The following is a 12830-nucleotide window of genomic DNA, read 5'->3' as shown; positions in this document are numbered from 1 at the left end:
GGACCACGGTGACCGACCATCCGCACGGTGGCTGGGGCGGTACCAACAGCTGAAATTCCGGGAGGCGGACGAGTTGACGGCATGGGCCTCGAGTGCCGCACCACCCTTGTCCTCAGTCGGCGGCGTGGGCACCACGACGCTCGTCGACGGCTCGACCTTCTGTCAGTCCGCGATGGACGGCGATATCCACCCGGACCGGCCACACGGCCTGTTCGTCTGCGACACGAGAGTGCTCTCCGGCTGGCGGCTCACCCTCGACGGGCAGGCTGTCGAGTCGCTGGGAACCAGTTCCCAGCAGCCGTTCTCCGCCGAGTTCGTCGGCCGCGCCGCGCCGCGCGGCGGGCTGGCGGACAGCACGCTGCTCGTCGTGCGTGAGCGGTCGCTGGAAGGCGGGATGCGCGAGGATCTGGTCCTGCACAACCTGTCCGGTGAGCCCGCCGGGGTCGCGGTGTGCCTCACCGTGGAAGCGGACTTCGCGGATCTGTTCGAGGTCAAGGAAGGCCGCGTCCAGGCGCAGCCAGGGGTCGAGGTCGAGGCGGGCGCCGACACGCTCACCTACACCTGGTCGGCCGACGACCACACCATGCGGATGGCGCTGAGCGCCACGGGCGGCCCGCAGATCGCGGCGGGCCAGATCAGCTTCCGGGCGGTCGTCCCGGCACGCGGCAGGTGGTCGACCCGGTTCACTGTGCGCACCTCCAGCGGCGCGGACGCGGTCGCCTCCCCGGCGAGCAGGCTCTACGCCTGGCAGATCGCCATCCCGCGAATCGCCACGAGCGACCCCGCGCTGGCCACCACACTGCGCACCAGCGCCGTGGACCTCGGGGCCCTGCAGATCCACGACCCGGACCACCCGGGGCGGCTCGTGGTGGCCGCGGGCGCGCCGTGGTTCATGGCCCTGTTCGGCCGGGACTCGCTGCTGACCAGCTGGATGGCGCTGCCCCTTGACCAGCGGCTCGCGCTCGGCACGCTGCAGACCCTCGCCGACCACCAGGGCACGAAAGTCGACCCGCTGACCGAGGAGGAGCCGGGCCGCATCCTGCACGAGGTGCGTCTCGGCCGGGAGGCCGCGCTCACCCTGGGCGGCGGCAACGCCTACTACGGGACCGCCGACGCCACCCCGCTGTTCGTCGCGCTGCTGGGCGAACTGCACCGCTGGGGGTTGCCGGAAGCCGACCTCACCGCCCTGCTGCCCGCCGCCGACCGAGCCCTGGCCTGGGTCGAGGAGTACGGGGACCGCGACGGCGACCTGTTCGTCGAATACCAGCGCGCCACCGACCGGGGCCTGCGCAACCAGGGCTGGAAGGACTCGTTCGACGGCGTGAACGACGCCGCGGGCAGGCTCTCCGTCGCGCCCATCGCCCTGGCCGAGGTCCAGGCCTACGTCTTCGCCGCCTACACCGCCCGCGCCCGCATCGCCGCGGCCTTCGGCGACTCGGCGACGGCGGCGACGTGCGAAGCCAAGGCGGCGCGGCTCAAGGAGGCGTTCAACGATCGGTTCTGGCTGCCCGAACAGGGCTGGTTCGCCATCGGCCTCGACGCGGACAAACGCCCCATCGACGCGCTGACGTCGAACCTCGGCCACTGCCTGTGGTGCGGCATCGTCGAGGACGACAAGGCGGCCTCCGTCGCCGGACACCTGACCGGGCCGTCGATGTGGACCGGGTTCGGCGTCCGCACCCTGGCCACGACCATGGGCGCCTACAACCCGATGAGCTACCACAACGGCTCGGTCTGGCCACACGACAGCGCGATCGCCGCCGCGGGCCTGATGCGGTACGGGTTCGTGGAGGAGGCGCAGAAGGTCGCGAAGGGCATCCTTGACGCGGCCCGCCATTTCGGCGGCCGACTGCCGGAACTGTTCTGTGGTTTCGATCGGTCGGAGTTTCCCTCGCCGATTCCTTATCCCACTTCGTGTTCGCCGCAGGCTTGGGCGGCGGCGGCGCCGATTTTGCTCGCGCAGACGTTGTTGCGGTTCCAGCCGGATCTGCCTGATGGGACTGTGCGGTTCGCGCCGGTGCTGCCGGAGCGGATGATCCCGCTGCGGATTGAGTCGCTGCCGTTGGCGGGGTTTCGGTTGACGTTGGAGGTGGGGGATGAGTCGTCGGTCGACGGGCTGCCGGACAACCTGACCTTGACCGGAGCCGAGACGGCTCGTTAGCGCTCGTTGTCGAGCACCGTCCATTGTGGATCTACTGCGGCTGTGGCGGCTCGTCGCCGTCTTCCAGAAGTCCGGCTTCGTGGGCGAGGATGGCGGCTTGGACCCGGTTGGCGCAGGCGAGCTTGGTCAGTATCCGGCTCACGTGGACCTTGACCGTGCCCGCGGACAATCCCAGCCGGGTGCCGATGTCGGCGTTGGCCAGGCCGTGTCCGATCCACACCAGCACTTCGCGTTCGCGGGGGCTTAGCGCGACGAGCCGTTCCGTGGCTTGGGTGGCGCGAACCCCAGGTGCGGCAAGGGAACGGTCGATGACCTGGCGGGCGACGCCGGGCGAGAGGACCGCGTCGCCCGCCGCGGCGGCGCGGACCGCGTGGAGGATTTGGGCCGGTTCGGTGTCCTTGAGCAGGAAGCCTGCGGCTCCGGCCCTCAGGGCGCGGGTGACGTAGTCCTCTTCGTCGAACGTGGTCAGCATGATGACCCGCACCGCGGGGGCGATCCGGGTGATCTCCTCGACCGCCGCCAGCCCGTCCACCTTCGGCATCCTGATGTCCACCAATGCCACGTCGATGTGCAGCCGCCTGACCGCATCGATGGCCTCGGCTCCGTCTGCCGCTTCGGCTGCGACCTCGATGTCGGGGGCCTGGCTCAAAAGCAGCCCGGTGGCGGCGCGGAGCATGGGTTCGTCGTCGGCCAGGAGAACACGGATCATGGGGTCAGTCCTCGTAGACGGGGATTTCGAACCAGGTCTTCTCGACCAGCTCGTCCTCGGCGAAACAGAATCGGAAGATGGCCGCGGTCTTCGCGTCCGGCGGGTCGTCGGCGGGCACGTACGAACACCAGGTGTCGTCCGGCCACGGAGGCTCGTGGTCCAAGGCGGCGGCTTCCGCGGAGACGATGTTCGGGCCGAACCAGCCTTCGACGTCCTCCGGCGTCATGCCGAGCTTGATGTCCTCCAACGGATCCTCGTGGTCGGCGGGCGCGGGCGGCGGGACGAACGCCAGGGTGGTGAGCACCATCGCGGCCACCGCGGCCAGGCCCGCGACCGGTAGCAGCGCCGCGGCCAGCCGGACGGTGCGGCGCGGGGTCGGGATGGCGCCCGCGGCGCGCTCGTCCGCCTCGGCTTCGGCGACCGGGCCCTCGCCGGTCAGCGGAATGACGGCGGTGACCGCGAACCCGCCGTCCGCGGTGGGGCCTGCCGTCAGCCCGCCCGCGACCAGCCGGACCCGTTCGCGCAGGCCCACCAGGCCGCTGCCCGTGCCCGCCAGGCGCGGCACGCCGTCGGGGCCGTTGCCGACCTCGACCACGAGCCGCTCGGGCCCGGACTCGACGGTGACCGTGACCGGTGCGCCCGCCGCGTGCTTGTGCACGTTCGTCAGCGCCTCCCGCACCACCCGGTGCACGGCCTGGCGCACCGGCACCCGGGCGTCGGTCAGGTCCGGCCCGCGCCAGTCCAGGGAGACGCTGACGCCCGCGGCCCGGGAGGCCTCCACCAGGCCGGTGACGTCCGCCCGGGTCCCGGTGGCCTCGGTGGACTCCGCCTGCTGTCCGGCGGGCCGCAGCACGCCGAGCGACTGGCGCAGCTCGTTGAGGGCGGTGCGGGCGGTCGAGCGCACCAGGTGCGCGGCCTTCACCAGCTCCGGGTCCTGGTCGGTCGCGGCCACCTCCAGGGCGCCCGAGTACATGGCGATGAGGCTGAGCCGGTGGCCGAGGTGGTCGTGCGTCTCCTCGGCGATCCGGGACCGCTCCCGCTGCCGCGCCTCGGAACGTTCGAGGTCGCGGGTCCTGGCGAGGAACTCGGCCCGCTCGCGCAGCGCGGCGACCAGCCGGGCCTGCTGCGCCTGCAGCGCGCCGACCAGGGCGGGCACCGCGAGGCACAGCACTGTCAGGGTGGTGATCACGATGGTCACGTACTGCCAGCGGTAGGCGGGCTGGGTGATCAGCACGACGCCCAACGGCAGCAGTGCCGCGACGCCGAAGAGCGGGCCCCGCAGAGGTGGCCCGCAGCGCCCGCCCGCGGTGTGGGCGACCACCGCGAGCGCGACGCCGGTCGCCGGGAACACCCCGAACAGGACCGCCGCCCCGAGCAGCGCCACCCACGCCGACCAACGCCGCAGCAGCACCACGACGGCCGTGAGGGCGACCACGGCGGTCAGCACCGGGCCCGTCGCGAACACCACGCCCGGCCAGCCCCACACCGGCAGCACGTCGGCCAGGTACGCCGTCACCGCGGCCACGCAGGCCACGAGGAGCAGTTCGCCGACCACCGCGGGCAGGCGCCACCGCCCAAGGACGTCCCGCATGGCTGAGCTCTCCCGTTCGTCCGACTGACCGACCGGGAGACAGCATCACATGTCAGCTGCCCGCCTTGGTGGCGCACCGGGCGGGTGCGGGCGGCGGGGTCAGGTCGATGAGGTAGCGGTTGACCGCCTCGTCGACGCACGACGACGTGCCGCCGTAGACGGAGTGCCCGACGTCCTCGTTGGTCAGCAGCGCCGCCGAGGGCATGCTCGCCGCCAGGGCCTGCGCCCACCGGTACGGGGTCGCCGCGTCCACCGTGGTCGCGACCAGCAGGATCGTCGGCGCCCCCTCGGCGCGGACCACCTTCGGCTTGCTCGTGGCCGGGGGCAGGAACGCGCAGCTGAGAAGCTCGGTGCCGTCGGCGAGCCGGGAGACATCGCGGAGGCGCTTCGCGGCTTCCTCATACGCGGCGAGGTCGGTCGGGTGCGGTCGGTCGAGGCAGTTCACCACGGACAGCGCGTCGGTCGTGTCGTCCGACGCGGTTTCCTCGGTTTCCTCGGTTTCCTCGGTCGGCTCCTCTTCCTGAGGCTCCGCGGGCCGGTCGGCGTCGATGAGGATCTCCGACAGCTCGTCCCACTCCTCCGGAAAGGTGACCTTGCTTGAGATGTCCCCTCGGATGTCGCCGTCGCCGGACTTGTCGCCCTTGTCGATCACCCGGTTCACCGTGGCGATGATCTCGGCCTCGGTGCGGCCCGGGCACGGTTCGCGGGTGCGGGCCGCGCAGTCGCGGGCATAGGCGTGCAGGGCCTGCTCGATGCTTTCGGCCTGCTGGATCGGGTCGTCGCGCCAGTCAAGGGAGACGTTGTCGACGCCGTCGAGCACCATCGCGCGGATCTTCTTCGGGAACCGGTCGGCGTAGAGCTGCCCGATCCGGGTGCCGTAGGAGTAGCCGACGTAGGTGAGCTTCTCCTGGCCCGTCACGACCCGCAGCACGTCGAGGTCCTGGACCACCTCGGCCGTGCCGAAGTGGCTCAGGATGCTCGCGTCGGTGTGCTTGAGGCAGGCCTCGGCGTACTGCTTGCTCCCCGCGACCATGTCGCCGACCAGCGGCAGGTCCGGGCGCTTCTCGGCGGGCGGCTCACCCTGGGTCTCGCACTTGAGCCTCGGTTCGCTGCCCCCGACGCCCCGCGGGTCGAAGCTGACGACGTCGAAGCGCTCCCGCACCGCGGCGGGCCAGCTTTGCGCGAGGTCCTTCACCATCGTCACCCCGGACTGACCGGGCCCGCCCGCACCCGCGACCAGGACCCCGATCCGCTGCTCCGGTTTCATCGCCGCGGCCTTGATCAGCGGCAGGGTGAACTTCCGGCCGTCGTCGGGCTTCGCGTAGTCCACCGGCACGGTCAGCTTGGCGCACTCGAACTTGCCGCAGGGCTCCCACTTCACCGGCTGCTTGTAGAACGCCGCCAGCCTGCTGTCGGCCTCGGGCTCCGGGGCGGTCGACGGCATCGGGACAGCCTCGCCCGCCGTCCACTGGCACCCGGCCAGCAGCGCCACCACCGCGACCGACATGACCGACACGACAGCCGCGCGGCCCGGCCGGGGTGGACCTCCCGTGCTCGGCCCCTGTCCCCGCGGTGTGCCCATCGTCGCTCCTTGTGCTCGGTGAAACTGTCGGCACAAGGCAACCGTGCGGCGGTCGTCGGGCGCCACCGCCGCCGGTCTTGACTATCCGGCGGGTGTCAGCCTGGGGGACTACCCCGAAAGACATACTCGCCCGGTCAGAGCCAGCCGCGCCGCTGGGCCTGCAGTGCCATCTGGAAGCGGGTCGTGGCGCCGAGGCGGGTCATCAGCAGTTCCACCCGGCGGAACAGGGTTCGTCTGCTGATCCCGATCTCCCGGGCGATGTCGTCGTCGGACACGCCGCCCGCGAGCAGGGCGAGCACCCTGCGGTCGGCGGGCAGCAGCCGCTGCGGCTGCGGTTCGCGGCCGTAGAACGGCAGCGCGTGGAGCCACGACTCCTCGAACAGCGCCACCAGCGCGGAGAACAGCCCGCACGGCTGCACGATCAGCATCGAGTTGTGCACGTCGGCCTCCTTGACCGACAGCGACACCAGGGCGTACGCGTCGTCGATGATCACGAGCTTCACCGGGACCGACGGCAGCACCCTGGCCTGCTCACCCGCCTCGACGCACGGTTCGATGCTGTCGGCCAGGTAGCCCGGGTACTCCAGTGATTCGCGGGAGTACACGACTCGCTGCGTGACGCCGCGGGCGAGGGTGGTGAGCGAGTCGTTGGTGGCGCCCTCGATCGGGAAGTACGGCGGCGAGTCGAACTGGCGGATCTCGGTGCGGGCGCTGGCCCAGGCCTGCCGCATCCGCGGGCCGATGGCGTCGCCGGTGACGACTTCGACGAGGTTGTCGTTGTACTCGGCGAGCCGCAGCCGCCGGAACGACTCGAACGCCCCTGCGATGGCGATCTTCGACTCGTCGAGTTCGGCCGCCCGGTGCCTGCCCAGGATCTCCAGGCCCGCCGCGGGCGGCAGGGGAGCGGCGGTGTCGGAGTCGTCGGCGACGGCCGTGGCCAGCCCGGCGTCGACCAGTTCGGCGTAGGCCGGACCCAGCCGCTCGCGGGCGACGTCCGCGTCCTGCTCGACGGCGATCAGCGGTGTCGGGCCGAGGTCCAGCAGTGCGAGGTAGATCCGGGCCGCCTCGTCACCGATTCCCAGCCGCCGCAGTGCTTCGCCGACCTTCGGGTTCGCCATGGTGTCCAAAGTTAACAGCTCCAGGCGGGCGCATCCCCGGCTCGCGGGAATGCGCCCGCCGTTGTCGCTAGTGCCGATAATCGATCGTGTTGTGGTAGAGGCAGGCCTGCGCCGCGGCCCCGACGTCGTAGCCGTCAGCGGCTCGCTGGGCCCAGAACTGTTGGAAGGTACCGGAGACGTGGTTCAGGAACGTCGTCCACTGTGGACCAAGCGGGTCTTCGGAACAGGTGTCGCCCGGCTCGTTCGCGGTGTCCGCCAAGTCGATCATGGCGCCGAGGACGCGGCCCTCGACGACGTCGCCGTCGTCCCACTCGGGGGTGCCCCAGGTCGGGCCCTCCAGGTCGCGGGTCCGACCGTCGGGCCAGCGGAACGTCGGGTCGTCGAGGATCATCACGCCGTACCAGGTGGCGAATCCCTCGGTCCACGCACAGCCCTGGGAACTGGTGCGGTGGATGTAGTGCGGGCTGCAGTCCGGGGCGGGCGGGAAGTCGTCCTCGTAGACGTCGTCCATGATCGCGTGGCCGAACTCGTGCAGCACCAGGATGTTCGAGTCGGGGTCGGCCGCGGCGAGGTGCACCGCGTTCTCCCGCAGCGAGTAGTAGGTGCCGTCGGTGGAGTCGGGCGCCCAGTTGATCCGGCCCTTGCGGCAGGTGGTGTCGCGGGCGTCCCAGCAGGTGCCGGGCGTCCAGTTCCACGCGGTGTTCATGACGTCGAAGGCCTCCACCCCGCGCATCAGCGCCGGGTCGGCGGGCTTCACCGCACCGAAGTCGGCGGTCGCGCCCGCGGCCAGGTCGGCGCGCACCGGGCTGTCGAAGCGGTAGGACTTCCTGGTGCGGCCGTGCTGGATCATCCAGTGCGCGTTCTCGGTGGCGAACTGCGCGTAGACGTCCTGGCCGGTGCCGTCCTCGTCGGTGTTGTCGAAGCACAGCCGGAAGCGGCCGGTGGCATCGGTGAGGCCGGTGGCGAGCAGGTCGTGCCTGCCGGTGGCGTCGGCGTCATACACCGCCACCTGCGCGTTCGCGGAGACCCGGGTGGCGCCGGTGTGGTCGACGTAGCCCCAGGTGCCGGTGGCGCACGCGGTGCCCGCGCTCGCCCCGGTCGGCCCGGCGGGCTTGTGCGCGAGGTGCGCGTGGGCTCGGGTCCCCTGGTCGGCGGGCGCCGTCGCGTTGGTGTCGCGGGCGGTGATGCCGAAGGTCGAGCGCTGGGCGCCGACGGTGAGGAAGGCGCTGCCCGTGTCGGCGTCCGTCGCGGTGCTCGCCGCCGCCCGGATCTCCGCGGCCCCCTCGGCGACCGCGCGGACCGTGCCGCTCAGCCGCAGCGGTCGGACCCGGTCGGCCCGTCCCGCGCCGACCGCCCGGTGCACCTTGCCGTTGTCGGCGGGAACCTGGGACACGCTCGACTCGGCCCGCAGTCCGGCGGGGGTCTGGACCCATTCCAGCCCGGCGGGCAGGCGCACGTCGAGGGCCAGGTCGGACCGCTCCGCCGTGGTGCGCACCTCGATGTCGACCCTGGCCTGCTTGCCGACCGCGGGCGCTTCGGACAGCCGCACGGCGACGTCGAGGCAGCTGGCCCACTCGCCGGTGCGGTCGGCCTGGGTCGCGCCGAAGGGGCTGCACGCCGCGCCTTGTGGTGTCTCCGAAACCGCGAGGCCGGGAGTCACCAAGGCGAGTAACGCGCCGCATAAGGCGGCCCGCCGCGCGATTCTTGGAACCTGCATCGGGGAGTTCCTTTCGAGCCGGTGAATGCCGAATCGGAAGGAGGGGTCTACCAGACCGGAATGCTCGCGACGGCTGATCTTTGCCAGTGACCGATTTCGGTCACAGCAGAACCCCGAGCCGGACTGGCGTCGGACTCGGGGTTCTTGTGGATCTTGTGGGGCTCAGACTGTGGGCGGCCGGTCGACCGTCTGCGCGAGGTAGAGCTGCTCGCCGAGGCGGTCCATCAGCTCCAGCTGCGTCTCTAGGTAGTCGATGTGGTGCTCCTCGTCGGCGAGGATCTTCTCGAACAGGGCCGCTGTCGTCGCGTCGCCCTTCGAGCGGCACATCGGGATGCCCTTGCGGAGCCGCTCGACGACCTCGACCTCGATGGCCAGGTCGGCGGTGAACTGCTCGCGCAGCGTCTGTCCGATGCGCAGCGGCAGCAACTTCTGGTAGTTCGGCAGACCCTCGAGGAACAGGATGCGGTCGGTGATGATCTCCGCGTGGGTCATCTCCTCGATGGACTCCGCGCGCGTGTGCTCGGCGAGTTTGGTCAGGCCCCAGTTCGCCTGCATCTTGGCGTGCAGGAAGTATTGGTTGATCGCGGTGAGCTCGCTGGTCAGCTGCTCATTGAGCAACGCGATGACTTCTTCGTCGCCACGCACGGGGGGCACCTCCGGTCGAACGGGTTGACGCCCGACCGTAAACCCAGACCTGTGACCTCGCATTGCGGAAGCGGAGCGGTCACCCTTAAGCGGCGTTTGTCGCCGCCATCGTGTGATCTTCGAGCATGTCGTCGATGCGATCGAGGCAGCTGCCGCAGCCGGTTCCCGCCTGGCAGCGGTCGCCGACCTCCTCCGCCGTGCGGGCGCCGGCGAGGATGCAGGCGTGCACCCGGGCCTCGCTGACCGCGGCGCAGATGCAGACGTACATGGCTCTCCTCGATCATTTTATTAGGTGAGCCTATGCTAAACAAACGTCAGTGAATTGGGAAGGGGTGCCGCGCCACATTCCGTGGTTCGTGGTGCCGCCCGATGGGGATGACCAGGGGCGTTCCGCTCACCGGGTCGGTCACCACGCAGCAGCGGACGTCGAAGACCTCGTCCACCAGCTCCGCGGTGAGCAGGTCGGCGGGTGGGCCCTGGGCGACGATCCGGCCGGACTTCATCGCGACGATGTGGTCGGCGTAGCGGCAGGCCTGGTTGAGGTCGTGCAGCACCATCATCACCGTCCGGCCGCGGGTGCGGTTGAGGTCCATGACCAGGTCGAGCACCTCGATCTGGTGGGCCATGTCGAGGAACGTGGTGGGTTCGTCGAGCAGCAGGATGTCGGTGTCCTGGGCCAGGGCCATCGCGATCCAGGCCCGCTGGCGCTGGCCGCCCGACAGCTCGTCGACCGGGCGTTCGGCCAGGTCGAGCATCGAGGTGAGCTCCAGCGCGTGCCGCACGGTCTCCTCGTCGCTGTGCGACCACTGCCGCCACCAGCTCTGGTGCGGCGCACGACCGCGGCCGACGAGGTCGATGACCGTCATCCCCTCGGGGGCCACCGGCGACTGCGGCAGCAGGCCGACCATCCGGGCGAGCTCGCGGGTCGGCATGGCGTGGATCGACTCGCCGTCCAGGCAGACCTGACCCGCGGCCGGGGACAGCAGCCGGGCCAGCGAGCGCAGCAGCGTCGACTTGCCCGACGCGTTGGCGCCGACGATCACGCTGATCTTGCCGGGCGGGACCACCAGGTCGAGGTCGGTGATGATGGAGCGGTCGCCATAGGACACCGCGAGCCCCTCGGCCCGCAGTGTCGGCGCGATCTCGGGTCGCATTCGGTCAGCCTCCAGACCCGACCCGGTTCGCGCGGGTCAACAGCCACAACAGGAACAGTCCGCCGAACGCGCCGGTCACCACGCCGATGGGCAGCAGGGTGCCGGGAATGACGCGCTGGGCGATGAGGTCGGACCCCAGCACCAGGAACGAGCCGGTCAGCCCGGAGGCCACCAGCGGCGGCCAGGCGCAGCCGGTGAGCCGCTGGGCGATCTGCGGGGCGGTCAACGCGACGAAGACGATCGGCCCGGTCGCGGCGGTGGCGAAGGAGACCAGCGCGGCGGCGGTGACGATCAGCGCGGGCTGGGCGAACCGCACCGGCACCCCGAGCGCGGTGGCCACGTCGGTGCCCAACTGCAGGAGGCGCAGCCACCGGGAGAGCAGCAGCACGGCGATGCCGAGGACCAGTACCGCCCAGGCCAGCGGGGTGACGTGCACCCAGTCGGCGCCGTTGAGGCTGCCGATGATCCAGCGCAGGACCTGCTGGGCTTCCCACATGTCGGCCTTGACCAGCAGGTAGCTGGTGAGGCTGGTGCACATCCAGGAGATCCCGATGCCGACGAGGACGATGCGGTAGCCGGTGGTCCCGCCCTTCCAGGCGAGCCCGTAGATCAGCACCGCGGTGGCGATCCCCCCGAACAACCCGAGCGCCTGCGTGCCGAGACCTGCGCCGAACCCGAGCACCATTGCGGCGACCACGGCGGTGGCGGAGCCGGAGCTCAGGCCGATCATGTCCGGACTGGCCAGCGGGTTGCGGGTGAGCGTCTGGAACAGGGCGCCGGAAACCCCGAAGGCGCAACCGACGAGGAGCCCGACCAGGGCCCGGGGAAGACGCAACTCTTCGATGACGAAGAGCGTGGCGCGATCCCCGACCCCGAAGAGAGCGCGGACTACGTCGAGGAGGGGAATGGGGTAGTCGCCGAAGGACAGCTCAACGGCAAACGCCAGCGCGGAGGCGACGGCCAGGCCCAGGCAGACGGCCAGCATGCGGGGCCGGATGACAGCGGAGGTAGGGCCCAGGCGGACGGCGATCCGGCCAGGTTGGCGGGTGAGTTCGAGGAGGGCCATCACAACTCCGCGAGTCGACGACGCCGAATCAGGGCGATGAAGAACGGCGCCCCAAGGAAGGCTGTGATCACACCGACGCCGATTTCCCCAGGTCGCGCCACGACCCGCCCGAGGATGTCGGCGGCCAGGACGAGACACGGTGCCAGGACCATCGTGTACGGCAAGATCCACCGGTAATCCGGCCCAGTGATCGCCCGTGCCACATGCGGGATCACCAACCCGATGAACACGATCGGCCCCACCACCGCCGACACCGTCCCCGCCAGCAGGGTCACCGCGACAACCCCGCCGAGCCGGATCAGGCCGATCCTGCGCCCCAATGCCGACGCCACGTCATCACCCAGGGCGAGGCTGTTCAGGGCGGGGGCCACGGACAGCGCCAATGCCGTCCCGGTCAGCAGGAACGGCACCATCTGGGCCACTATCGCGGTGTCCTGCCCGGTCAGCGAACCCACCGCCCACGAGCGGTACACGTACAGCGCGTTCGGGTCCAGCAGCAGAACGCCGCTGGTCAGCGAGGTCAGCAGGGCCAGCATCGCCACCCCGGCCAGCGCCAGTTTCACCGGGGTCGCGCCACCGCGGCCGAAGCCGCCGAGTGCGTAGACGACCACGCTGGCGATGGCGGCTCCGGCGAAGGCGAACCACACGTAGGAGTAGAACGACGACAGGCCGAACGCCAGGACCGCCAGCGACACGGCGAACCCCGCGCCCGCGCTGACGCCGAGGATTCCCGGGTCGGCCAACGGGTTGCGGGTCACGCCCTGGATGAGCGCGCCGGACAGGCCCAGCGCCACCCCGGCGAACAGGCCCAGCAGGGTCCGCGGCAGCCGCAGCCCGCGCACGATGGCTTCCGTCTCGCCGCCCCGCGGGTCGATGAGGACGCTGAACACCTCGCCGAACGGGATTGTCTTGCTGCCGATCGCCAGCGACGCGACGCACAGGCCCGCGAGCAGGAAGGTGGCCAGCAGCAGGACGAGCGGGCGGGTCGCGGGACGGATGCCGGTGGTCGCCGAACGGACGGTCTGATCCACGAGGCTCCCGTCCCGTCCGCGTCGTCTTAGGTTAGCCATACTTTAGTACGAGGCCG

General features: G+C 71.0%; 11 protein-coding genes. 1 reads left to right on the top strand and 10 read right to left on the bottom strand.

The window, feature by feature from the left end:
* Positions 1–124: 124 nt before the first annotated feature.
* Positions 125–2161 (top strand): amylo-alpha-1,6-glucosidase, encoded by a 2037-nt coding sequence (locus tag GPZ80_RS12680; RefSeq protein WP_312880282.1) that lies wholly within the window; start codon positions 125–127, stop codon positions 2159–2161.
* Between the two features lie 31 nt (positions 2162–2192).
* Here GPZ80_RS12680 and GPZ80_RS12675 read toward each other — a convergent pair whose 3' ends face one another.
* From GPZ80_RS12675 to GPZ80_RS12630, 10 genes are all read right to left on the bottom strand, one after another.
* Positions 2193–2870: a response regulator gene (locus tag GPZ80_RS12675; protein WP_187220529.1), complete on the bottom strand. Its 678-nt coding sequence runs from the start codon at positions 2868–2870 to the stop codon at positions 2193–2195.
* 4 nt (positions 2871–2874) lie between these two features.
* On the bottom strand, positions 2875–4461 hold the full coding sequence (locus tag GPZ80_RS12670) for a sensor histidine kinase (protein WP_187220528.1): 1587 nt from the start codon (positions 4459–4461) through the stop codon (positions 2875–2877).
* A 52-nt stretch (positions 4462–4513) separates the two neighbouring features.
* On the bottom strand, positions 4514–6043 hold the full coding sequence (locus GPZ80_RS12665) for an alpha/beta hydrolase (RefSeq protein WP_187220527.1): 1530 nt from the start codon (positions 6041–6043) through the stop codon (positions 4514–4516).
* 134 nt (positions 6044–6177) lie between these two features.
* On the bottom strand, positions 6178–7161 hold the full coding sequence (locus tag GPZ80_RS12660) for a helix-turn-helix transcriptional regulator (protein ID WP_187220526.1): 984 nt from the start codon (positions 7159–7161) through the stop codon (positions 6178–6180).
* Between the two features lie 67 nt (positions 7162–7228).
* Positions 7229–8878: a hypothetical protein gene (locus GPZ80_RS12655; RefSeq protein WP_187220525.1), complete on the bottom strand. Its 1650-nt coding sequence runs from the start codon at positions 8876–8878 to the stop codon at positions 7229–7231.
* Between the two features lie 162 nt (positions 8879–9040).
* The gene (gene bfr, locus GPZ80_RS12650; protein ID WP_091382980.1) at positions 9041–9523 is read right to left on the bottom strand and encodes a bacterioferritin; all 483 of its coding nucleotides are present in this window, start codon (positions 9521–9523) and stop codon (positions 9041–9043) included.
* 85 nt (positions 9524–9608) lie between these two features.
* Positions 9609–9791, bottom strand: coding sequence for a (2Fe-2S)-binding protein (locus GPZ80_RS12645; RefSeq protein WP_091382978.1), 183 nt, complete (start codon positions 9789–9791; stop codon positions 9609–9611).
* Positions 9792–9837: 46 nt separating this feature from the next.
* On the bottom strand, positions 9838–10677 hold the full coding sequence (locus GPZ80_RS12640; protein ID WP_187220524.1) for an ABC transporter ATP-binding protein: 840 nt from the start codon (positions 10675–10677) through the stop codon (positions 9838–9840).
* A 4-nt stretch (positions 10678–10681) separates the two neighbouring features.
* Positions 10682–11743: a FecCD family ABC transporter permease gene (locus GPZ80_RS12635; protein ID WP_187220523.1), complete on the bottom strand. Its 1062-nt coding sequence runs from the start codon at positions 11741–11743 to the stop codon at positions 10682–10684.
* On the bottom strand, positions 11743–12774 hold the full coding sequence (locus GPZ80_RS12630; RefSeq protein WP_312880281.1) for a FecCD family ABC transporter permease: 1032 nt from the start codon (positions 12772–12774) through the stop codon (positions 11743–11745). The genes GPZ80_RS12635 and GPZ80_RS12630 overlap by 1 nt, the downstream gene beginning before the upstream one ends.
* Positions 12775–12830: the final 56 nt, after the last annotated feature.

The organism is Actinokineospora xionganensis, from assembly GCF_014323725.1.
Lineage (GTDB): Bacteria > Actinomycetota > Actinomycetes > Mycobacteriales > Pseudonocardiaceae > Actinokineospora > Actinokineospora xionganensis.
This window is presented reverse-complemented; position numbering and strand designations above follow the sequence as displayed.

Coding starts and splice junctions, on each gene's coding strand:
- GPZ80_RS12655 (WP_187220525.1), bottom strand. CDS start 8,878: ATGCAGGTTCCAAGAATCGCGCGGCGGGCCGCCTTATGCGGCGCGTTA.
- GPZ80_RS12675 (WP_187220529.1), bottom strand. CDS start 2,870: ATGATCCGTGTTCTCCTGGCCGACGACGAACCCATGCTCCGCGCCGCC.
- GPZ80_RS12665 (WP_187220527.1), bottom strand. CDS start 6,043: ATGGGCACACCGCGGGGACAGGGGCCGAGCACGGGAGGTCCACCCCGG.
- GPZ80_RS12670 (WP_187220528.1), bottom strand. CDS start 4,461: ATGCGGGACGTCCTTGGGCGGTGGCGCCTGCCCGCGGTGGTCGGCGAA.
- GPZ80_RS12635 (WP_187220523.1), bottom strand. CDS start 11,743: ATGGCCCTCCTCGAACTCACCCGCCAACCTGGCCGGATCGCCGTCCGC.
- GPZ80_RS12660 (WP_187220526.1), bottom strand. CDS start 7,161: ATGGCGAACCCGAAGGTCGGCGAAGCACTGCGGCGGCTGGGAATCGGT.
- GPZ80_RS12640 (WP_187220524.1), bottom strand. CDS start 10,677: ATGCGACCCGAGATCGCGCCGACACTGCGGGCCGAGGGGCTCGCGGTG.
- GPZ80_RS12645 (WP_091382978.1), bottom strand. CDS start 9,791: ATGTACGTCTGCATCTGCGCCGCGGTCAGCGAGGCCCGGGTGCACGCC.